This window comes from Streptomyces sp. NPDC058525 (assembly GCF_042719495.1).
In the GTDB taxonomy this organism is placed as follows: domain Bacteria; phylum Actinomycetota; class Actinomycetes; order Streptomycetales; family Streptomycetaceae; genus Streptomyces.
The window spans coordinates 31,261-52,046 of record NZ_JBHXNP010000050.1 but is presented as its reverse complement, the minus strand read 5'-3'; the positions used below and the strand labels follow the sequence as shown (position 1 = coordinate 52,046).

The following is a 20,786-nucleotide window of genomic DNA, read 5'->3' as shown; positions in this document are numbered from 1 at the left end:
TCTCAAGATGACGGAAGTCTTTTCTCGAGAAAGCCCTGCGGCGAACTGGAGTTGACCCCTAACCTGGCTCTCATCAGCAACGGTGCCGAGGAGACGGGTGGGGACCATGGCAAAGCTGAGCACCGATGAGATCGACCTCTCCGCAGGGATGTTCATCCGCTGCCTGCCGGTCGACGACTGGACCACGCACATCCAGGTCCCCTTCAAGCACCTGAAGGTGATCACCCACGACCCGGTCGTGCTCCAGTCGGGAAACGCCAAGCAGCGGCCCACCGACGTCACGGACGAGGACATCGAGCTGCACTCGCTGGTGCAGCGCGGCCTGGAGCTGGGGAAGAAGACCAACATCCCCAAGTACGCCGCCTACATCCAGCGCTATGTGACGCGTGAGCGCGCCGCCGTGCTGCCCCCCATCCACCTGTGGACCGAACACCCCCTGTCCATCGTGCAGTCCACGCACCAGGGCGCCCTGCAGAACTTCCTCTGCGTCCCCCACGGCCTGAAGCTGATCGCCATCGACGGGGAGACCCAGCTGGCCAGCCACTACCACCTGGAGCGCTCCCTCACCGGCCGCGAAGAGGCCCGGGAGCAGCACGCCACCGCCTACCTGAGCGCGGTGGTGCACGACAACAGGACCCCGCTGGAGGCCCGCCAGTTCTTCTACGACCTCAACGTGCTGGGGGTCAGGGTGAATTCGGCCATCGCGCTCAGCATGGACACGGCCGACCCGCTGATGGAGGTCGTCGGGCGGCTCTCGGAGGAGATCCCGTTCTTCCGGGGGAAGGTCGAGCGGATCTCCCGCCAGATCAAGAAGAACAGCCCCAAGGTCGTCAAGCTCCAGGACCTGCGGCAGTTCGTGGTCAACATGGTCCACGGCATCGCCGGCGTCCAGTACGGAACCAAGCCCGCCCCCGTCGGCCACGTCGACCTGGCCGACCTGGAATCCGCCGGACGCGACTGGCTGTCGGCCTACGCCGAGGCCTTCGCGGAGGAGATCGCCGACCGCGAGCAGTGCGTGGCCGCGATGGGCAGCGTGCTGGCCGCCGTCGGAGCGATGGGCCGCGTGATCCTGGAGGCCCCCGCCGAGGACCGGGCGGACCGTCTCGAAGAGCTGCTCGACAGCCTCAGGAAGGTGGACTGGCGCAAGGGCGACCACTGGCTGGGCACGGCCCTGACCAAGACCCCGCAGGGCAAGTACACGATCAACGGTCCCAAGCAGTCCGCCTACGCCGTCTTCGGCGCCCTGAGCGATCCGGCGAGCCCCGCCTACGCGGTCGTCCGCGGCGAGCCGTCGTCACCGGCCCTCTGAGCCGCACCCCACGTACCCACGACGCGCACGACGCGCACGGCGCGCACGACGCGCACAAAAAAACGGCCCCGTCGCCGGGGCCGTTCCTGTCGGCGTGACCGCCGAACTCGTATGAAGCCACCGTAACAGGCGGGCCGTCCCCGCCGGGAGAACCTGTGAGCAGCGTCATCGCCTACGTCGACGGGCCCAACCTCGACTACTCCATCCGAGCGACCTACGGCCATCGCTACCTCTGGCTGGACCTCGCCGCGCTGGTGGAGCGGCTGCGGCCCGACGACACCCTCCGGCGCGTCCAGTACTGCACCACCCTGGTCGTCAAGGACCCCGCCGCCCTCGCGGACCAGAAGACGCACCTGGACGCCCTCGCCGCGCACCGCCCCCGCGACGTGCGGACCGAGCTCGGGCACTACACCGTGCAGAAGCCGCGCTGCTCCTCGTGCCGTCAGGGCTACCGGTGCGGCTGCACGCCGCCCCGCCGGTTCCGCCGGTTCGAGGAGAAGCGGACCGACGTGGCCATCGGGGCCCGCCTCGTCGAGGACAGCGCGCGCGGGGCCTCGGACGTCGCGCTGATCGTGTCCGCGGACTCCGACCTCGTGCCCGCGGTCGAGGCCGCCCGGCGCCTGGACCCGCTGCGCAGGATCTACCTGGCCCTGCCGCCCGGCTACGCGAGGCCGAGCCCGCACTTCCACTCGGTCGGCGCCTTCACGATCAACGAGGCCGCGCTGCGGGGCAGCCAGCTGCCCGAGACGGTCACCGAGGCCGCCACGGGCGCCGTGTACAGCCGTCCTGCCGGGTGGAAGTGAGGGCGCCCGGCTCAGATGCCCAGCTTGGCCGCCGTCAGCTTGGCGACGGCCTCCTTCTCGCCGTCCAGGGCGACCGCGGCGGCGTCCTGGCGGCCGAAGCAGAACAGGGTCAGCTCGCCGGGCTCGCCCGTCACCGTGACCACCGGGGCGCCCTTGCGCGCCACCGCCGTCCGGCCGTCCGGGCGGCGCAGGACCAGGCCCACCGGCGAGCGGCGGCCCGTCAGACGGGCCAGCTTCTCCAGGCGCGACCACAGGGAGTCCGAGAACACCGGGTCCAGCTCCCGCGGGGACCAGTCCGGCTGGGCCCGCCGCACGTCCTCCGCGTGCACGAAGAACTCCACCGCGTTCGCCGCCTCGTCGATCTGCTTCACCGCGTACAGCGACAGCTTCGGCGGCCCGGTGCGGATCAGCTGGATGAGCTCCTCGTACGGCTTGGCGGTGTACTCCGCCATCGCCGCGTCCAGCCGGTTCTTCAGCACGTTCAGCAGCAGGCCGCCCGCCGCGTCCGGGCGGCGCTCGCGCACCACCACGTGCGCCGCCAGTTCCCGGCAGGTCCAGCCGTCGCACAGCGTCGGCGCCTCCGGCCCGGCCGCCTCCAACAGGTCGGCCAGCAGCAGTCGTTCGCGCTTCGCATGGGTAGACATGCGGGCCAGCCTACGGCCGGAACGCGGCGCGCGCCCGCCCATCAGGCGGACGGGGATCCGTGCCGGGCACCGCGGCCCGGCACAATGGGCCCATGAGTACGTCCCCCCGCCCCGGCAGCCTCGATCCCGCCATCGCCGCACGCCTCAAGCGATCCGCCGACGGCCTGGTACCGGCCATCGCCCAGCAGTACGACACCGGTGAGGTGCTCATGCTCGGCTGGATGGACGACGAGGCCCTGCACCGCACCCTGACGACCGGCCGCTGCACCTACTGGTCCCGCAGCCGACAGGAGTACTGGGTGAAGGGGGACACCTCCGGCCACATTCAGCACGTGAAGTCCGTCGCCCTCGACTGCGACGCCGACACCGTGCTCGTCAAGGTCGACCAGGTCGGCGCCGCCTGCCACACCGGCGCCCGCACCTGCTTCGACGACGATGTCCTCCTCCGCGACGCCGACTAGGTAGGCCCCACGCACATGGATCTCGATACGTTCCGCAAGCTCGCGGCCGACCGCCGCGTCATCCCCGTGAGCCGCAAGCTGCTGGCCGACGGGGACACCCCCGTCGGGCTCTACCGCAAGCTGGCCGCCGAACGCCCCGGCACCTTCCTGCTGGAGTCCGCCGAGAACGGCCGCTCCTGGTCCCGGTACTCCTTCGTCGGCGTGCGCAGCGACGCGACCCTGACCGTCCGGGACGGCCAGGCGCACTGGATCGGCACCCCGCCCGTCGGCGTACCCACGGCCGGCGACCCCCTGGAAGCGCTCCGCGCCACCGTCGAGGCCCTGCACACCCCCCGCGACCTCGCCGGCGGGATGCCCCCCTTCACCGGCGGCATGGTCGGCTACCTCGGCTACGACATCGTGCGGCGCCTCGAGCGCATCGGCGAGCACACGGCCGACGACCTGCGGCTGCCCGAGCTGACCATGCTGCTCACCTCCGACCTGGCGGTCATGGACCACTGGGACGGCACCGTCCTGCTCATCGCCAACGCGATCAACCACAACGACCTCGACACCGGCGTGGACGAGGCGTACGCCGACGCCGTGGCGCGCCTCGACGCCATGGAGGCGGACCTCGCCCGCCCCGCCCCCTACACCCCGACCCCGCTGCCCGCCTCCGAGCTGCCGGAATTCTCCGCGCTGTGGGGCGGCGAGACCTACCAGGCGGCCGTCGAGGACATCAAGGAGCGCATCCGGGCCGGCGAGGCCTTCCAGGTGGTGCCCTCGCAGCGGTTCGAGACCCCCTGCCAGGCCTCCGCGCTCGACGTCTACCGGGTGCTGCGGGCCACCAACCCCTCCCCGTACATGTACCTCTTCCGCTTCGAGAACGGCTTCGACGTGGTCGGGTCCAGCCCCGAGGCGCTGGTCAAGGTCGAGGACGGGCGGGCCATGGTCCACCCCATCGCCGGCACCCGCCACCGGGGCGCGACCCCGCAGGAGGACAACGACCTCGCCGAGGAGCTGCTGGCCGACCCCAAGGAGCGCGCCGAGCACCTGATGCTCGTCGACCTCGGCCGCAACGACCTGGGCCGGGTCTGCGAGCCGGGCTCCGTCGAGGTCGTCGACTTCATGAGCATCGAGCGGTACTCGCACGTCATGCACATCGTGTCCACCGTCACCGGGCGGGTCGCCGAGGGCAGGACCGCCTTCGACGTGCTCACCGCCTGCTTCCCGGCCGGCACCCTCTCCGGCGCGCCCAAGCCCCGCGCCATGCAGATCATCGAGGAGCTGGAGCCCACCCGCCGCGGCCTGTACGGCGGCTGCGTGGGCTACCTGGACTTCGCCGGCGACTCCGACACGGCCATCGCCATCCGCACCGCTCTGCTGCGCGACGGCACCGCGTACGTGCAGGCCGGCGCCGGGGTCGTGGCCGACTCGGTGCCCGAGCTGGAGGACAACGAGTGCCGCAACAAGGCGGCCGCCGTGCTGCGCGCGGTGGGAGCGGCGAACCGCCTCCACGGCTCCTGAGGGCGTAGGGGATAGTGGGGTACGTGAGTGCCGTACCCCAGCCCCCGCCCCCCGCCGGTCACGCAGCCGAGGCCCCCGACAGCAGGAGCAGCCGCCGCAGCGTGGCCGTCGCCCTGCTGCTCGGCACCCTCGGCTCCACCGTCGTCCTGCTCGCCTCCGGCCGGGTCTGGGCCCGGGGCACGGCCGCCATCGGCGGCGATTCGCTCGCGCTGACCGCCGACGGCCGGGCCGTCACCGGGCTTCCCGCCGCCCTGGCCATCGTCGGCCTCGCCGCCCTGGTCGCCGTCTTCGCCGTACGCGGCAAGAGCCGGCTGCTGGTGTCGGGGCTGCTGGCGCTCAGCGGCCTGGGCGCCGGCCTGTCCGCGCTCCTGGCCGCCGACGGCCGCCGCGCCCTGGACGCGGAGGCCGCCCGTACGACCGCGGACACCGCCGCGCACGTGGCGGGGCTGACCCAGACGGCGTGGCCGTACGTCACGGCCGCCGGGGCCGCCCTGATCCTGGCCGCCGGGCTGCTGGCCCTGTGGTTCGGCCGGGGCTGGCCCGCCATGGGCGGCCGCTACGAGCGCGACGGCAGCCCCCGCCCGCGCAAGCGGGCCGTGGTGGATCCGGACCGGCCGGAGGATCTGTGGAAGGCTCTGGACCGCGGTGAGGACCCGACCAACTGACGGACCCCCGTGGACGGCGGCCCCGCCCGGTGCGGGACAATGGGCACCGAGCGTTCGACTACACACCGCGACACACCGCGCGCTCGACAGAGCACCGCGACAGAGCAACGAGGAGCAACTCATGGCGGGCACAGACCACGGACACACCCCGGCCGCCTGGACCGGTGTCATCATCGCCTTCATCGGCTTCTGCATCTCCGGCGCCTTCATGGTGCTCGCGAACCCGCTCGGCTTCTGGGCCGGCCTGGTCGTGGTCGTGATCGGCGGTGTCGTCGGCATGGCGATGAAGGCTGCGGGCATGGGTGCGCCGAAGGCCGCCCACAAGGACCTCGCCGAGGTCATCGCCGCCTCCAAGGTCCCCGCCAAGGTCTGAGCGGCACCGAGGATCCGAAAGGCGCGGCCCGTCGGGCTGCGCCTTTTGTCATGACCGGTGAGAATCAGCGGGTGGACGCCTTTCGCACCCCCGATGCCCTGCCGCCGCGGGCCGTGCCCGCCGTACCGGTGAGCCGGGCCCGGCGCCTGCGCGCACCGGCGCTCACCCTGGCCGGAGCGGTCGCGGCGTTTGCGTACGTAGGCACCGTGAACCCGAACGAACCGGGCCATTACCCGGTCTGTCCGCTGCTGCGGCTGACCGGAATCCTGTGCCCCGGCTGCGGCGGTCTGCGCAGCGCGTACGCGTTCGCCCATGGTGATCTGATCACCGCTTTCGGGGCAAATGCCCTCGCCGTCGCGGGCTACTTCGTCTTCGCGGGGTTCATGCTCCTGTGGCTGATCCGCGCCTTCCGCGGCGGGCCCGTGCCCCGACTGGCCTTGCGGCCGCTGTACTGGTGGGGGATCGGCGGGGCGGCCCTGGTCTTCGCCGTTGTCCGAAATCTTTCTTTCGGCTCCGCACTGGCCCCCTGAGGCCCTTACGGGGCCTGGATGAAGCCCCGATTCCGAATGTCCAGTTACTGGGACGGCGTCAACCGCGTGCGGAGGGCAAGGCCTCCTGCGGATACCATTTGATTGCTGACCTTGCAGTTGTACGTGTCTGCAAGGCGGCCGACCGTCATCGACCCGGAAGGGGGCCGCTCGCGTGAGTGTGCTCGACGAGATCATCGAAGGGGTCCGCGAAGACCTTGCCGAACGGCAGGCCCGCGTGAGCCTCGACGAGCTCAAGGAGCGTGCCGCCAAGGCGCCCCAGGCCAAGGACGGCGTCGCGGCACTGCGCGGTGACAGCGTGAAGGTGATCTGCGAGGTCAAGCGCTCCAGCCCGTCCAAGGGCGCGCTGGCCGCGATCGCCGATCCCGCCGGCCTTGCCGCCGACTACGAGGCGGGCGGTGCGGCGGTCATCTCCGTCCTCACCGAACAGCGCCGCTTCGGCGGCTCGCTGGCCGACCTCGAGGCCGTCCGCGCCCGCGTGGACATCCCGATCCTGCGCAAGGACTTCATCGTCACGGCGTACCAGCTCTGGGAGGCCCGCGCCTACGGCGCCGACCTCGTGCTGCTGATCGTCGCGGCCCTGGAGCAGGAGGCCCTCGTCTCCCTCATCGAGCGGGCCGAGTCCATCGGCCTCACCCCGCTCGTCGAGGTCCACGACGAGGAGGAGGTGGAGCGCGCCGTCGCCGCCGGAGCCAAGATCATCGGTGTCAACGCCCGCAACCTCAAGGACCTCAAGGTCGACCGCTCCACCTTCGAGCGCGTCGCCCCCGAGATCCCGGCCCACATCGTCAAGATCGCCGAGTCCGGCATCCGCGGTCCGCACGACCTGATCGCCTACGCCAACGAAGGCGCCGACGCCGTCCTCGTCGGGGAGTCCCTGGTGACCGGCCGCGACCCTAGGGCGGCCGTGGCCGACCTCGTCGCCGCCGGAGCCCACCCCGCCCTGCGCCACGGGCGGAGCTGACCGCTCCATGGCCCGCCACCGCCCCTCCGTCAGCACGCTGCACCGGCCGCCGGCATCCCGCCGCGGCCCGGTCGGCGTGCCGACGGCCCACGCGCCCCTGGCGCGCGGCTGCCGCCCCCGCGGCTGCCGCGCCCCGGCCCGGCGCGTGCACGGGCGGCGGGTCCGGTACGTGATCGGCTCCGAGCCCGGTCAGGTCAACGGCATGCGATGGCGCCGCGGAGACGCGCCGTAACGAGGGCCCCGCAGCGGGCGGTACGAGACGTACCGTGCCGCGCCCTGGCGGCCCCGTACGGCCCGCCGCCCGGGCCCGACGGCTCCGGACGACGGGTTCTCCCTCCCGCAGACAGCGCGGACCGACCCCCTGGGGGCGCGTCCGTGCGCGTGTCGCGGGCGGGCGGCGCCATACGGTGACAACCACTCGTCGCATCCCGTTCCCGTAGGAGCACTGGCATGTCCAGCCAATTCTTCATCCCGGACCCGGAGGGTCACGTCCCGAACGCCGAGGGTTACTTCGGTGACTTCGGCGGCAAGTTCATCCCGGAGGCGCTCGTCGCCGCCGTGGACGAGGTCGCGGTCGAGTACGAGAAGGCCAAGGGCGACCCGGCCTTCGCGGCCGAGCTGGGCGACCTGATGGTCAACTACACCGGCCGCCCCAGCGCCCTCACTGAGGTGCCCCGCTTCGCCGAGCACGCCGGCGGCGCGCGGATCTTCCTCAAGCGCGAGGACCTCAACCACACCGGCTCGCACAAGATCAACAACGTGCTGGGCCAGGCGCTGCTCACCAAGCGCATGGGCAAGACCCGCGTCATCGCCGAGACCGGCGCCGGCCAGCACGGCGTGGCCACCGCCACCGCGTGCGCCCTCTTCGGCCTCGAGTGCACCGTCTACATGGGCGAGATCGACACCCAGCGCCAGGCCCTGAACGTGGCCCGCATGCGCATGCTGGGCGCCGAGGTCATCGCCGTGAAGTCCGGCTCCCGGACCCTGAAGGACGCCATCAACGAGGCGTTCCGCGACTGGGTCGCCAACGTCGACCGCACCCACTACCTCTTCGGCACCGTCGCCGGGCCGCACCCCTTCCCGGCCATGGTCCGCGACTTCCACCGGGTGATCGGCGTCGAGGCCCGCCGCCAGATCATCGAGCGCGCCGGCCGGCTGCCCGACGCCGTCGCGGCCTGCGTCGGCGGCGGCTCCAACGCCATCGGCCTCTTCCACGCCTTCATTCCCGACACCGGGGTCCGCCTGGTCGGCTTCGAGCCCGCCGGGCACGGCGTCGAGACCGGCGAGCACGCGGCCACCCTGACCGCGGGCGAGCCCGGCATCCTGCACGGCTCCCGCTCCTACGTCCTCCAGGACGAGGAGGGCCAGATCACCGAGCCGTACTCCATCTCGGCCGGCCTGGACTACCCGGGCATCGGCCCGGAGCACTCGTACCTCAAGGACACCGGCCGCGGCGAGTACCGCGCGGTCACCGACGACGCCGCGATGCAGGCCCTGCGCCTGCTCTCCCGCACCGAGGGCATCATCCCGGCCATCGAGTCGGCGCACGCCCTCGCGGGCGCCCTCGACCTGGGCAAGGAGCTGGGCAAGGACGGCCTGATCGTGGTCAACCTGTCCGGCCGCGGCGACAAGGACATGGATACCGCTGCCCGCTACTTCGGGCTGTACGACAGCGAGAAGGCCGAGGGGGAGTCGAAGTGAGCAACGGCAACATCCAGCTGCTGAGCGACACGCTTGCCAAGGCGAAGTCCGAGGACCGCGCGGCCCTCGTCGCCTACCTGCCGGCGGGCTTCCCGACCGTCGACGGCGCCATCGAGGCGGTCAAGGCCGTCATCGCGGGCGGCGCGGACGTGGTCGAGGTCGGCCTTCCGCACAGCGACCCGGTCCTGGACGGCGCGATCATCCAGACCGCCGACGACATCGCCCTGCGCGGCGGGGTCAAGATCGCCGACGTGATCCGGACGGTCCGCGAGGCGCACGAGGCCACCGGGGCCCCGGTCCTGGTGATGACGTACTGGAACCCCATCGACCGCTACGGCGTCGAGCGGTTCACCGCCGAGCTGGCGGCGGCGGGCGGCGCCGGCTGCATCCTGCCCGACCTGCCGGTCCAGGAGTCCGCGCTGTGGCGCGAGCACGCCGACAAGCACGGTCTGGCGACCGTCTTCGTCGTGGCCCCCAGCAGCAAGGACGAGCGCCTCGCCACCATCACGGCGGCCGGCTCCGGCTTCGTCTACGCGGCCTCCCTGATGGGCGTCACCGGCACCCGCGCCTCGGTCGGCGCCGAGGCGAAGGAGCTGGTCGGGCGCACCCGCCGGACCACCGACCTGCCGGTCTGCGTGGGCCTGGGCGTCTCCAACCCGGAGCAGGCCAGGGAAGTCGCCGGATTCGCGGACGGCGTGATCGTCGGTTCGGCCTTCGTCAAGCTGCTGCTGGACGCGCCGGACCTGCCGGCCGGGCTGGCCGCCGTACGGTCGCTGGCGGGCGAGCTTGCGGAAGGCGTACGCAGGAGCTGACGGGAAACGCACACCTGAACGGGTTCTGTAGCCCGATCAGGTGGAAGTGGGGGCGGGGAGGCACGCGAGTGCCTCCCCGCTTCGTTTGGCCGAACGTGAGCGAGAAGAACGACGGTGCGAACCGCGATGCGACCAAACGATCGGCCCGCGAGCGACTCCAGGTGGAGCGCGACCGGCAGAAGGCCCGGGACAGGCGTCGGCGCACGCTCGTCGTGTCGGCGGCGGTGGTCGGCGTACTCGGCCTGGCCGCCGTCGTCGGTCTGATCGCGGCCAACACCGGCAAGGACGGCGGCGGCAAGGCCGGCCCGGTGGTCGCGCCCTCCGGGGCCACCGGCAAGGACGCGCTGGCCATCCGGACCGGCAAGGACGAGGCCAAGTCCACCCTGACCGTGTGGGAGGACTTCCGCTGTCCCGCCTGCAAGGCCTTCGAGGACAACTACCGGGACACGGTCCACGAGCTCGAGGCCAAGGGCCTGCTCAAGGTCGACTACTACTTGGTCACCCTCATCGACGGGAACATGGGCGGCAGCGGCTCCCTGAAGGGGGCGAACGCAGCGGCCTGCGCGCAGGACGCCGGCAAGTTCGCGGCCTACCACGACCTCCTCTTCAAGAACCAGCCGCAGGAGGTCGACGACGCCTACGGCAAGAACGAGCGGCTGATCGAACTGGCCGGCCAGGTGGACGGCCTGGACACCCCCGCCTTCCGCAAGTGCGTCGAGGACGGCACGCACAACAGCTGGGTGGGCAAGGCCCACGAGGCCTTCCGCGCCGGAAACTTCCGGGGCACGCCGACCGTGCTGCTCAACGGCAAGGACATCTTCTCGGACAAGGCCGATCCGCTGACCCCGCAGAAGCTGAAGGAGCGGGTGGAGGCGGAGGCAGGGGCTTCCGGCAGCGGGGCGGAGGCCTCGAAGGACGCGGGGAAGGCGGCCGGCAAGGGCGCGCCGTCGGCCGGCACGGCGTCCGGGGCCACCCCGGGCGCGACCCCCGGGGTGAAGGCCTCACGGGCGCCGGGGACGGCGTCGAAGACGCCCGCGAACAGCGGATCGGACGGTTCCGCGGGGAACTGAGCGACACCCGTGCCGTGTGTTGATTCGGTATCGGCTTGCCGGGCGGGTTGCGGTGTGCACCGCCCGGCAGGGTAGCGTCGGGTCTGCCATGGACATTGCTTACATCCCCAGTCCGTCGACCGGCGTGATCCATCTCGGACCGATCCCGCTCCGCGGCTACGCGTTCTGCATCATCATCGGCGTCTTCGTCGCTGTCTGGCTCGGCAACAAGCGGTGGGTCGCGCGCGGCGGAAAGCCGGGCACGGTCGCGGACATCGCCGTGTGGGCGGTGCCGTTCGGCCTGGTCGGCGGTCGCCTCTACCACGTGATCACCGACTACCAGCTCTACTTCGGCGAGGGCCGCAACTGGGTCGACGCCTTCAAGATCTGGGAGGGCGGCCTCGGCATCTGGGGGGCGATCGCGCTCGGCGCGGTGGGCGCCTGGATCGGCTGCCGGCTGCGCGGCATCCCGCTGCCGGCCTGGGCGGACGCCCTGGCCCCGGGCATCGCGCTGGCCCAGGCCTGCGGGCGCTGGGGCAACTGGTTCAACCAGGAGCTGTACGGCAGGGCCACCGACCTGCCGTGGGCGGTGGAGATCAGCGCGGGCCCGAACCGGGACGCCGGCACCTACCACCCGACCTTCCTGTACGAGTCGCTGTGGTGCATCGGCGTCGCGGTCCTGGTCATCTGGGCCGACCGCCGCTTCAAGCTCGGGCACGGACGGGCGTTCGCCCTGTACGTGGCCGCGTACTGCGTGGGCCGCGGCTGGATCGAGTACATGCGGGTCGACGAGGCGCACCACATCCTGGGCCTGCGGCTGAACGTGTGGACCTCGATCGTGGTCTTCGTCCTGGCCGTCGTCTACTTCGTCCTGTCGGCGAAGCTGCGACCGGGCCGCGAGGAGATCGTCGAGCCGGACCGCTCCGGCGACGAGGGCGGCAAGGGTTCGGCTCCGGCCGACGCGGACGCGGCCGACGCGATCAAGGAGGCCGAGGCCAAGGACGCGTTGACCAAGGACGCCGCGAGCAAGGACGCCGAGCCCGACGCACCCAAGGCGGACCTCGCCAAGGCGGACCTCGCCAAGGCCGAGCCGGCCGAGGCCCCGGAGGCCAAGAAGCTCTGACCACATCGGTCACACAAGGGGCGCCGCACACCGTGCGGCGCCCCTTCTGCACGCCGTGCTGCCGCAGCAGGGGCTCACACCGTCAGCGCCCTGCCGACCGCGCGGCGAGCGCGAGGGTGCGGTGGGCCGCCGCCACCACCGCCGGGTCGACGAAGCGCCCGTCCGGCAGCGCCAGCGCCCCCGGCGTGGCCCGGGCCGCCGACAGCACCTCCTGCGCCGCGGCCACCTCCGACGGAGCCGGCAGGTACGCCCGCTCGATCACCGGCAGCTGGCGCGGATGGATCGCCGCCCTGCCGAGGAAGCCGAGAGCCCGGCCCCGCGCACAGGAGTCGGCCAGCGCCTCCAGGTCCCGGATGTCGGGGAACACCGACTGGGCCGGGGGCGCCAGCCCGGCCGCGCGGGCCGCCACCACCACCCGGGAGCGGCACCAGTCCAGGCCCGGCTCCGCACTGACGGCCAGGTCGGCCCGCAGATCGGCCTCGCCCAGCGACAGCCCGCGCAGCGCGGGGTGCGCGCGGGCGATCTCGTAGGCGCGCTCCACGCCCAGCGCCGATTCGAGCAGCGCGTGCAGCCCGACCCCGCCGGTGCGGTCGGCGGCGGCGACGACCTGTTCGGGCGCGCTGATCTTGGGCAGCCGCAGACCGGCGAGCCCGTGCAGCCCGCCGAGGGCGGTCAGGTCGGCGCCGCCCCAGGGGGAGTCGAGCGCGTTGACGCGGACGTGGACGGGGAGCGGGGGCCGCTCGCCGAGCAGCTCGGCGGTGGCGGCGCGGGCGTACTCCTTGCGGGAGACCGGTACCGCGTCCTCCAGATCCACGATGACCGCGTCGGCCCCGCAGCCGATGGCCTTGGCCACCACCGCCGGGCGGTCGCCCGGCGCGTACAGCCAGGTCAGGATCACAGCGCCCCCTCCGTGCGCAGTGCGCTGATCTCGGCTCCGGTCAGGCCCAGCTCGGTCAGCACCTCGTCGGTGTCCGCGCCGTGCGGGCGGCCCGCCCAGCGGATCCCGCCGGGGGTCTCGGAGAGCCGGAAGAGGATGTTCTGCATCCGCAGCGGGCCGAGCTCGGGGTCCTCGATCTCGGTGACCGTGTCCAGGGCCGCGTACTGCGGGTCGTCCATCACGTCCCGGACGTCGTAGACCAGGGCGACGGCCGCCTGGGCCTCCTCGAAGGCCGCGACGACCTCCTCGGCCTTGTGGCGGGCGATCCAGCCGCCGACCGCGTCGTCCAGGACGTGCGCGTGGGCGGCCCGCCCCGAACCGGTCGCGAACCAGGGCTCGGCGATCAGCTCCGGCCGCCCGACCAGGCGCATCACGCGCTCGGCGATGGACTGGGCGGAGGTGGAGACCGCCAGCCAGCGGCCGTCCGCGCTGCGGTAGGTGTTGCGGGGGGCGTTGTTGGTGGAGCGGTTGCCGGTGCGCGGCTGGACGTAGCCGAGCTGGTCGTACCAGAGGGGGTGCGGCCCGAGCACGGTGAGGATCGGCTCGATGATCGCCAGGTCCACGACCTGGCCGTGGCCGGTGCGGTCGCGGCCCGCGAGGGCGGTCATCACCGCGTACGCGGTGGTCAGCGCGGCGATCGAGTCCGCGAGCCCGAAGGGCGGCAGGGTCGGCGGCCCGTCCGGCTCCCCGGTGATCGCGGCGAAGCCGCTCATCGCCTCGGCGAGGGTGCCGAACCCGGGGCGGTGGGCGTACGGGCCCTGCTGGCCGAAGGCCGTGACGCGGGCCAGGACCAGGCGGGGGTTGGCGGCGGACAGCTCGGGCCAGCCCAGCCCCCACCGCTCCAGGGTGCCGGGGCGGAAGTTCTCGATGACCACGTCGGCGGTGGCGGCGAGGCGCAGCAGGGTGTCCCGGCCGCCGGGGGTGGACAGGTCGAGGGTGATCGTCCGCTTGTTCCGGCCGAGCAGCTTCCACCACAGGCCGATGCCGTCCTTGGCGGGGCCGTGGCCGCGGGAGGGGTCGGGGCGGTCGGGGTGCTCGACCTTGACGACCTCGGCCCCGAAGTCGCCGAGCAGGGTGGCGGCCAGCGGCCCGGCGAAGAGCGTGGCGAGGTCGAGCACGCGCAGCCCCTCCAGTGGCCCGTGCCCGGGCCGGGCGTCGGCGGGGTGGGGTGCGGTGCCCGTGCCGGGGGCTTCGGTGGGGGCGGTGGCTTCGCCGGGGGCGGTGGCTTCGGTGGGGCCGGGCGCGCGCCGGGGCGTCTCCTCGGGCGCCGAACGGTGCCCGGGGTCGGATAGTTGCGCGGCGGTGCGTTCGGCGCCCTGCGGGGAGCGCCCCCGCACGCTCCCGGCCCCTGCGGAGTGCGTCACGAGGTGGCCTCGGCGCCGCCGGCCGGGGCCGGCCGCCCGTGCCCCGCCTCCCACGAGGCCAGCGCGAAGGCGTCCGTCTCGGCGCGGGTCGGCATCGAGTCCTGGGCGCCGTGCCGCTGGACGGACAGGGCCGCCGCCGCCGAGGCCCAGCGCAGCGCCTCGGGCATCGGCCGGCCCTCGCCGAGGGCCACGGCCAGGGCGCCGACGAAGGTGTCCCCGGCGGCGGTGGTGTCCACGGCCCGCACCCGGGGCGCGGGCACGGCGAGGGGCTCCCGGCCGCGCGCCGCGTACAGCACCCCGGCCGCGCCGAGGGTGATCACCACTTCGGGTACGGCCTCCAGCAGGGCCGCCGCGCACCGGCCCGGGTCGGTGAGCCCGGTGAGGGCGGCGGCCTCGTGCTCGTTGGGCACCAACAGGTCGGTGGCGGCGAGGAGTTCGGCGGGCAGTGGCTGGGCGGGGGCCGGGGTGAGCACCGTACGGACGCCGTGCGCGCGGGCGGCGACGGCGCCGGCGAGGACGGCCTCCAGGGGGAGTTCGAGCTGGAGCAGCAGGGCGTCGGCTGCGGCGATCCGGGACGCGTCGCCCGACTCCAGGCCGGTGACGCGGGCGTTGGCGCCGGGGATGACGATGATGCTGTTGCCGCCCTCGTCGTCCACCGTGATGTGGGCGGTGCCGCTGGCGCCCTCGGCGGTGCGCAGGGCCGCGGTGTCGATCCCGTCGGCCGCGAGGGCGGAGCGCAGCCGTACGCCGAACTCGTCGGCCCCGACCGCGCCGATCATCACCACCCGCGCGCCGCAGCGGGCGGCGGCGACGGCCTGGTTCGCGCCCTTCCCGCCGGGGACGGTGCGGAAGGCGCGGCCGGTGACGGTCTCCCCGAGGCGGGGGGCCTTGGGGACGTAGGCGACGAGGTCCATGTTCGTACTGCCGAGCACGGCGATGGCCGTCATGAGCGTGCTGCCTCCTGTGCGGTGAGCCGGTGGGTGAGGTGGGCGAGGGTGTCGAAGCCGATGCCGTCGAAGCCGGGTACGGAGGTGGCGAGGCGGTTCTTGAGGGGCGCGGCCCAGCGGTGCGGGACCTCTCCGGTGATCAACGCGCAGAGGGCGCCCGCGGTGGCGCCGTTCGAGTCGGTGTCCCAACCGCCGGACACCGTACGGCAGATGGAACGGGTGAAGTCGCCGTCGGCGTGGGTGAGGGCGGCGGCGATCAGCGCGGTGTTGGGGACGGCGTGCACCCAGTGGTAGTGGCCGTAGCGCTCGTGCAGGCGGTCCACGACGCGGTCGAAGTCGGCTTCCTCGTGGGCGGATTGGATCCCGGAGCGGACGGCCTCGGCGAGGCGGGAGCGGGGCGGTACGACGGCCAGCCCGGCCCGCAGCGCGGTGTGCACGTCGGCCCGGCCGGTGGCGGCGGTGGCGGTGGCGGCGGCGACGAAGAGGGCGGCGTAGACGCCGTTGCCGGTGTGGGTCAGGGCGGCGTCGCGGTAGGCCTGGGCCGCGGCGGCGGCCGGGTCGCCGGGGTTGGTCCAGCCGTGGACGTCGGCGCGGATCAGGGCGCCGATCCATTCGCGGAACGGGTTGTGGTGGGTGGCGGTGGCGGGCGGCTCCAGCCCGAGGAGGAGGTTGCGGTAGGCGACGCGCTCGGCGGTGAAGGTGCGGCCGGCGGGCAGCTCGTCGAGCCAGAGGCGGGCGACGTCGGCGGTGGTGAAGGCCTTGCCGTGCCGCTGGAGCAGGAGCAGGCCGAGGAGGGGGTAGTTGAGGTCGTCGTCCTCGGGCATGCCGTCGATGTTCTCGGCGAGGGAGGTGGGGGCGGAGCGGCGGTTCCAGGGGTACGCGGCCAGCAGCTCGGTCGGGACGCCGCGTGCGCTGAACCAGTCGTCCAGCGGCCAGTTCCCGCCGGCCCGGGCCAGCGCCCGGATCCCGGCGAGCGGCAGCTTCTCGACGGGCTTCCCGAGCAGACACCCAACGGCCCGCCCCACCCACGCGGCCTCCAGCCGCCCCTGCGATCCGAGCGCGCGCCCACTGCCCCGGGCGTACTCGGTCCCCTGCGGGCCGGGGCGGGGCGGGGCATACGCCGGCCCATGCGGGCCTTGGCAGGGCTGGGCGGCGTACTCCGGCCACTGAGGGCCGGGGGTGGCGGAACGAACCTCCGTGGGTGGTGCCGGTGCGGGTCCGGCTGCCGCCGGTTCGCGCGGGCCGGGCCCCGCGAGGTGGCCCTCGGCGGAGGCGGCGGGTTCCGGCCCGCCGGGGTGCAGCCCCGCGCACGGGGCGGGGTCGCGCCGGTGGTGGGTGGCGTAGGCGGCGGCTGTTTCGGGTCCGGGAGCAGGGTCCGATCCCGGCGGGTTGGGGGCGGCGGTGGGGCCCGCCGGGGGCCAGGTCGCGCGGATGGCGGGCCAGGACTGCGGCTCGGCGGCGGCCGTCGGGGAGGGCAGGGCCGCCAGCTCGTCCAGCAGGCGCACGGCCAGGGCGCGGAGCTGCGGCGGAGCCGGGACAGGGGAGGCACCGGCCCGGGCCGGCGCCGGGTGGCCGCCCGCGGCCAGCCAGGCCCGCAGCGCGGGTCCGGCGTCACGGCCGTCCTCGGCCGCCTGGCGCAGCTCGTGCCCGACGAGATCCTCGGGCTGCACCCAGGTGAGCCGCACCGCCTGGGCCGGGCCGTCCACGGGTGGCGGGGGCGGCTCGGCGTGGGCGGTGGGGGCTTGGGGTTGACGCCCGGTGGGATGTCCCGGGTCGGCTGCCGGCGGGTGGGGTGGGCCGTTGTCGATGGGTGGGGGTGGCTCCGCGTGGGTGGTGGGGGCCTGGGGGTGGGTGGTCTGCGGGGGGTTCGCCGCAGGCGTGGGGTGGGGGGTCATCGGGGGGTGGTGAGCGTGGTGAAGGCCGCCTCGTGGGCGCGGCGGCGGGATCGGTCCAGGGCGAAGACCTCGCGGGCCACGGCGGCCAGCGCCCCGGCCGGGGCGTGCAGGTCGAGGCGGCTGGCCTCGGCGACCTGCTTGGACCAGGCGGCCGGGATCACCGGCTCGCCGCCCAGGGCCCCGGCAATCGCCCCCGCCATGGTGGCGATGGAGTCGCAGTCCCGGCCGTAGTTGACCGACCCGAGCACGGAGGTCTCGTACGCCCCGTCCGCGATCAGCAGCATCCCGAGCGCGATCGGGAGTTCCTCGATGGAGTGCAGGCGGGAGGGGCGCCGGGCGCCGAGGGAGGGGGCGCGGTAGTCGGTGCCCACGGTGTCGTACGGGGCGACCGCCGCCCGCAGCGGGACCAGCGCCGACTCGAAGTCCCGGTGGCGGGAGGCCACTTCCGCGACGGCCGCGATGGCCGCGCGCGTGCCGTCCTTGGCCAGGGCGAGCGCGGTGTCCACCACGGACGCGGCCGTCGCCCCCGGCAGGCACGCGGCCGCGACCGCCGCCGCGAACACGCCCGCCGCCTCCCGCCCGTACGAGGACTGGTGCGCCCCGGCGACGTCCAGGGCCTCCGCGTACGCGCCCGCCGGATTGCCCGCGTTGACGATGCCGACCGGGGCCATGTACATCGCGGCACCGCAGTTGACGATGTTGCCGCTGCCGGCCTCGCGCGGGTCGACGTGCGCGTAGTGCAGCCGGGTCACGATCCACTTCTCGGCGAGGAAGATCCGCTGGAGCGGGAGGGCCTCGGCCTCCAGCTCCGGGATCCACCGCGGGTTGGTCATCAGGTCCGGGACCAGGTGCTCGGCGACCGCGTAGGCGTCGAGGTGGTCCCGTACGGCCTCGTAGACCCGTACCAGGGCGTGCGTCATGAGGGTGTCGTCGGTGACGTGCCCGTCTCCCTTGTAGTACGGGGCGATCGGGCGGGCCGTGCGCCAGTCCGCGTACCAGGGGCCGACGATGCCGTGCACCCGGCCGCCGTGCCGTTCCACGATCTGGTCGGGGCTCCAGCCCTCCACCGGACCGCCGAGCGCGTCGCCGACGGCGGCGCCGACGAGTGCGCCTGCGGCCCGGTCCTCCAACGTGAGCGTCATGTCTGAATCATCCCTTGTGCGAGGTGAGTTCCGTGCGAGCGAGGAGCGCGGCGAGTTCCACGAGGTCCGTGCCGGCGAGGCGGGGGAGGGCGCAGCCGGAGAGGGTGCGGCAGGCCTCGCGCCAGGCGGCGGGGATCGAGTCGCCGCCGCCGAGCGCGCCGGTGAGGGCGCCGGCCAGGGCGGGGGCGGAGTCCGCGACGCGGGACAGGCAGGCGGCGGCCGGTACGGCCTCGGCCGTCCTGCCGCGGGCGGCGGTCGCGAGGGCGAGTGCGACGGGGACGGTCTCGGCGGCGGCGATGCCGTAGCTGTAGACGTGGTCGACGATCTCGTGTTCGAGGGTGGGGACGATGGCGAAGGCGCCGCCGCCGCCCGTGTGGGTACGGGCGAGCTTGACGGCGTGCCGGGCGTTGCGGCCGATCTCGGTGGCGGCGGGGAGCTGGGCGAGCGCGGCCTCGACGGCGGCGTCGACCCCGGCGCCGGCCAGGGCGGTCGCGAGGGCGGCGGCCATGGCCCGGGCGCCGTGGACGCCGTCGCCGTCCTGGGTGTAGCGGGCGTCGAACTCGGCGAGGTCCGCCGCCGCGTCGGGGTCGCCGGGGTGGACGACGGCGAGCACGCAGGCGCGGACGCAGGCGGCGTCGTCGAAGAAGTGCGGGTTGTCGTGGCCGGTGGCGGGCGGGCGCAGGCCGGCGGCGAGATTGCCGAGGCCGGCGCGGACGGAGATCCGGGCGCGCAGGGGCAGTACGGCGGACTCGACCTCGGGGGCGCGTTCGGCCGCGGCGGCGACCTCGGAGGCGAGGGCGTTCCAGGCGAGGTCGATGGCGGCGCGCATGCGGCGGGACCGGGAGAGGTCGCTGAGCAGCACTCCGGAGGCGGTGAGGACGGACTCGGCGACGAAGGCGGCCCACTCGGCGTCGTCGGACGGGCCCAGGCGCAGGGGTTCGGGGGGCTGGTTGAGGGCGATGGGGACGGGGAGGGTGGTGGTGGCGTTCTGCTCGGCGAAGGTGTCGAGCTCGCGGGTGAGGCGGCGGGTCCACTCGGGCATCCGGCTGGCCCGGTGCCGAGCGGCGGGCCACCCGGCCGCGTCGCCTGCGGCGAGCCCGAGAAGCAGCCCCTCGATCCGCCGGACCCCTGCGGGGGGCTGGGCGGGGACGGGGCCCGTACGGGATCGCGCGCGCTCGGGGTCGGCGAGGGCGCCCGGGGGTTCCGGCGGGGCGGTGAGCTCCCCCACCCCGCCCCTTCCCGGACCGGGGCTGCGCCCCGGACCTCGCGCCGCAGACGCCGGAGGGGCCGAACATGCGGCCCCTCCGGTGTTCGAGGCGCCGGGGGTCCCCGCAGCGGCAGCCGGGCGAGGGTTCGGGGGCGGAGCCCCCGCCGGGTCAGGGGCGGAGCCCCGGGACGGGGGGCCGGCGGCGGAGCCCCGCGCAGCGGCCCCGGCCTGGTCCGAGGGGGAGGCGGGGGCGTGGTCCGGGGTGAACGGGGACGGGGTCATCGGGGGGCCTCGTATTCGGGGGTGAGGAGGTCCGCGATGTCCAGGACGTGGTAGCCCCGCATCGAGGGCAGGCAGCTGCCGCGGACCGGGCCGATCGCCGAGGACCACTCGGCGGGGACCGCGGCGGCTCCGGACAGGGCGCCGGACAGCGCGCCGGCCACCGCCGCCGTGGTGTCCGCGTCCCGGCCCATGTTCACGGCCATCAGGACGGAGGCGGGGAAGTCGCCCCCGCAGGCGGCGAAGGCGCCGAAGGCCAGGCCCACCGCCTCCGGGGCGAGGTCCGTCCACGGGTAGCCGCCGATGACCACCGCCGAGCGCACCGCCCGTTCGCCGCGCGGGGCGGCGGTCACGGCGCGGCGCAGGGACCGGGCCGTCCAGGAGTCGGCGGGGATCACCGACAGGGCGGCGGCGACCACCGACGGGGGACCGGCCCCCGCCATGGCCGCGGCCACGCCCGCGGCGACGGCCTGGCCGCCGTAGATGCCCTCGCCGTCGTGGCTGACGCAGCCGTCGATCGCCACGAGCCGCGCGGCCTCCGCCGGGCGGCCCGCCGCGAACACCCCGAACGGCGCCGCCCGCATGGCCAGGCCGTCGGACCACGCGTGCCGGTGCTGGGCCGAGATGGGGGCCGCGAGCCCCCGCCGCAGGTTCTCCAGGGTGCCGCGCTCGGAGAAGCCCGCGCCGCGGAAGGGGCCCTCGTCCAGGTCCGCGATCCAGTGGTGCCAGGCCCGCTCCACGTGGGAGACGGTCAGCGCGGAGCCGTGCCGGGCCAGCAGCAGCCCGGAGAAGATCGCGTACTCGGTGTCGTCCGTGCCCGCCGGGTCCTCCGACACGAAGCCCTCGATCCGGCCCCACTTCGCCCGGATCTCCGACGGCTTCATGTTCTCCGCGGGGGCGCCCAGCGCGTCACCGACCGCGAGTCCCAGAAGAGCGCCCCTGGCCCGTTCGAGGAGGACCTGCGGATTGCATGCAATCAGCTCCATGGCGCGCCTCTCCACTTGATGGGACTCATATTGAGCCCTTGGGGGATTTGTGCCATGACATGAGGTTTGTC

21 protein-coding genes are annotated in these 20,786 nt (G+C 74.2%); 13 read left to right on the top strand and 8 right to left on the bottom strand.

Annotated elements, in window-relative coordinates; all coding sequences use genetic code 11:
- Positions 1 to 106: 106 nt before the first annotated feature.
- Both ACFWP3_RS23110 and ACFWP3_RS23105 read left to right on the top strand, forming a co-directional pair.
- Positions 107 to 1,309: a DNA sulfur modification protein DndB gene (locus ACFWP3_RS23110; protein ID WP_384224134.1), complete on the top strand. Its 1,203-nt coding sequence runs from the start codon at positions 107 to 109 to the stop codon at positions 1,307 to 1,309.
- 155 nt (positions 1,310 to 1,464) lie between these two features.
- Complete coding sequence (locus tag ACFWP3_RS23105; protein ID WP_384224132.1) at positions 1,465 to 2,112, top strand: NYN domain-containing protein; 648 nt, start codon at positions 1,465 to 1,467, stop codon at positions 2,110 to 2,112.
- An 11-nt stretch (positions 2,113 to 2,123) separates the two neighbouring features.
- Here the strand turns inward: ACFWP3_RS23105 and ACFWP3_RS23100 are convergent, their stop codons facing one another.
- The gene (locus ACFWP3_RS23100) at positions 2,124 to 2,756 is read right to left on the bottom strand and encodes a TIGR03085 family metal-binding protein (RefSeq protein ID WP_384224130.1); all 633 of its coding nucleotides are present in this window, start codon (positions 2,754 to 2,756) and stop codon (positions 2,124 to 2,126) included.
- Positions 2,757 to 2,848: 92 nt separating this feature from the next.
- On the opposite strand from ACFWP3_RS23100, the gene hisI reads away from it, so the two are divergent.
- From hisI to lgt, 11 genes are all read left to right on the top strand, one after another.
- A complete protein-coding gene (gene hisI / locus ACFWP3_RS23095) occupies positions 2,849 to 3,217 on the top strand; it encodes a phosphoribosyl-AMP cyclohydrolase (protein ID WP_384224128.1) in 369 nt (122 codons plus the stop codon).
- 15 nt (positions 3,218 to 3,232) lie between these two features.
- On the top strand, positions 3,233 to 4,723 hold the full coding sequence (locus ACFWP3_RS23090) for an anthranilate synthase component I (RefSeq protein ID WP_384224125.1): 1,491 nt from the start codon (positions 3,233 to 3,235) through the stop codon (positions 4,721 to 4,723).
- Between the two features lie 14 nt (positions 4,724 to 4,737).
- Positions 4,738 to 5,388 (top strand): TIGR02234 family membrane protein, encoded by a 651-nt coding sequence (locus tag ACFWP3_RS23085; RefSeq protein ID WP_384224123.1) that lies wholly within the window; start codon positions 4,738 to 4,740, stop codon positions 5,386 to 5,388.
- 121 nt (positions 5,389 to 5,509) lie between these two features.
- Positions 5,510 to 5,761: an HGxxPAAW family protein gene (locus tag ACFWP3_RS23080; protein ID WP_362300106.1), complete on the top strand. Its 252-nt coding sequence runs from the start codon at positions 5,510 to 5,512 to the stop codon at positions 5,759 to 5,761.
- 50 nt (positions 5,762 to 5,811) lie between these two features.
- A complete protein-coding gene (locus tag ACFWP3_RS23075; RefSeq protein ID WP_384224121.1) occupies positions 5,812 to 6,291 on the top strand; it encodes a DUF2752 domain-containing protein in 480 nt (159 codons plus the stop codon).
- Between the two features lie 172 nt (positions 6,292 to 6,463).
- Positions 6,464 to 7,273: an indole-3-glycerol phosphate synthase TrpC gene (trpC, locus tag ACFWP3_RS23070; protein WP_384224118.1), complete on the top strand. Its 810-nt coding sequence runs from the start codon at positions 6,464 to 6,466 to the stop codon at positions 7,271 to 7,273.
- A gap of 7 nt (positions 7,274 to 7,280) precedes the next feature.
- A complete protein-coding gene (trpM, locus tag ACFWP3_RS23065; protein ID WP_384224116.1) occupies positions 7,281 to 7,505 on the top strand; it encodes a tryptophan biosynthesis modulator TrpM in 225 nt (74 codons plus the stop codon).
- A gap of 218 nt (positions 7,506 to 7,723) precedes the next feature.
- Positions 7,724 to 8,974, top strand: coding sequence for a tryptophan synthase subunit beta (trpB, locus tag ACFWP3_RS23060; RefSeq protein ID WP_384224114.1), 1,251 nt, complete (start codon positions 7,724 to 7,726; stop codon positions 8,972 to 8,974).
- Positions 8,971 to 9,786, top strand: coding sequence for a tryptophan synthase subunit alpha (gene trpA, locus ACFWP3_RS23055; protein WP_384224112.1), 816 nt, complete (start codon positions 8,971 to 8,973; stop codon positions 9,784 to 9,786). Before trpB ends, trpA begins: the two co-directional genes overlap by 4 nt.
- A gap of 95 nt (positions 9,787 to 9,881) precedes the next feature.
- Positions 9,882 to 10,856, top strand: a complete 975-nt coding sequence (locus tag ACFWP3_RS23050; RefSeq protein WP_384224109.1) for a DsbA family protein — start codon at positions 9,882 to 9,884, stop codon at positions 10,854 to 10,856.
- Between the two features lie 88 nt (positions 10,857 to 10,944).
- Positions 10,945 to 11,958: a prolipoprotein diacylglyceryl transferase gene (gene lgt / locus ACFWP3_RS23045; protein ID WP_384224107.1), complete on the top strand. Its 1,014-nt coding sequence runs from the start codon at positions 10,945 to 10,947 to the stop codon at positions 11,956 to 11,958.
- An 82-nt stretch (positions 11,959 to 12,040) separates the two neighbouring features.
- Here lgt and ACFWP3_RS23040 read toward each other — a convergent pair whose 3' ends face one another.
- The 7 genes from ACFWP3_RS23040 to ACFWP3_RS23010 form a co-directional block, all read right to left on the bottom strand.
- Positions 12,041 to 12,856, bottom strand: coding sequence for an HpcH/HpaI aldolase/citrate lyase family protein (locus ACFWP3_RS23040; protein ID WP_384224105.1), 816 nt, complete (start codon positions 12,854 to 12,856; stop codon positions 12,041 to 12,043).
- On the bottom strand, positions 12,853 to 14,028 hold the full coding sequence (locus ACFWP3_RS23035; RefSeq protein ID WP_384224160.1) for a CaiB/BaiF CoA transferase family protein: 1,176 nt from the start codon (positions 14,026 to 14,028) through the stop codon (positions 12,853 to 12,855). Before ACFWP3_RS23035 ends, ACFWP3_RS23040 begins: the two co-directional genes overlap by 4 nt.
- Before the next feature lie 227 nt (positions 14,029 to 14,255).
- On the bottom strand, positions 14,256 to 15,206 hold the full coding sequence (gene rbsK / locus ACFWP3_RS23030) for a ribokinase (RefSeq protein ID WP_384224103.1): 951 nt from the start codon (positions 15,204 to 15,206) through the stop codon (positions 14,256 to 14,258).
- Positions 15,203 to 17,101: an ADP-ribosylglycohydrolase family protein gene (locus tag ACFWP3_RS23025; RefSeq protein WP_384224101.1), complete on the bottom strand. Its 1,899-nt coding sequence runs from the start codon at positions 17,099 to 17,101 to the stop codon at positions 15,203 to 15,205. The genes rbsK and ACFWP3_RS23025 overlap by 4 nt, the downstream gene beginning before the upstream one ends.
- Positions 17,098 to 18,243: an ADP-ribosylglycohydrolase family protein gene (locus ACFWP3_RS23020; RefSeq protein WP_384224100.1), complete on the bottom strand. Its 1,146-nt coding sequence runs from the start codon at positions 18,241 to 18,243 to the stop codon at positions 17,098 to 17,100. Before ACFWP3_RS23020 ends, ACFWP3_RS23025 begins: the two co-directional genes overlap by 4 nt.
- Positions 18,244 to 18,250: 7 nt before the next feature.
- Positions 18,251 to 19,732 (bottom strand): ADP-ribosylglycohydrolase family protein, encoded by a 1,482-nt coding sequence (locus ACFWP3_RS23015; RefSeq protein ID WP_384224098.1) that lies wholly within the window; start codon positions 19,730 to 19,732, stop codon positions 18,251 to 18,253.
- Complete coding sequence (locus ACFWP3_RS23010) at positions 19,729 to 20,715, bottom strand: ADP-ribosylglycohydrolase family protein (RefSeq protein ID WP_384224096.1); 987 nt, start codon at positions 20,713 to 20,715, stop codon at positions 19,729 to 19,731. Before ACFWP3_RS23010 ends, ACFWP3_RS23015 begins: the two co-directional genes overlap by 4 nt.
- Between the last annotated feature and the right edge of the window lie 71 nt (positions 20,716 to 20,786).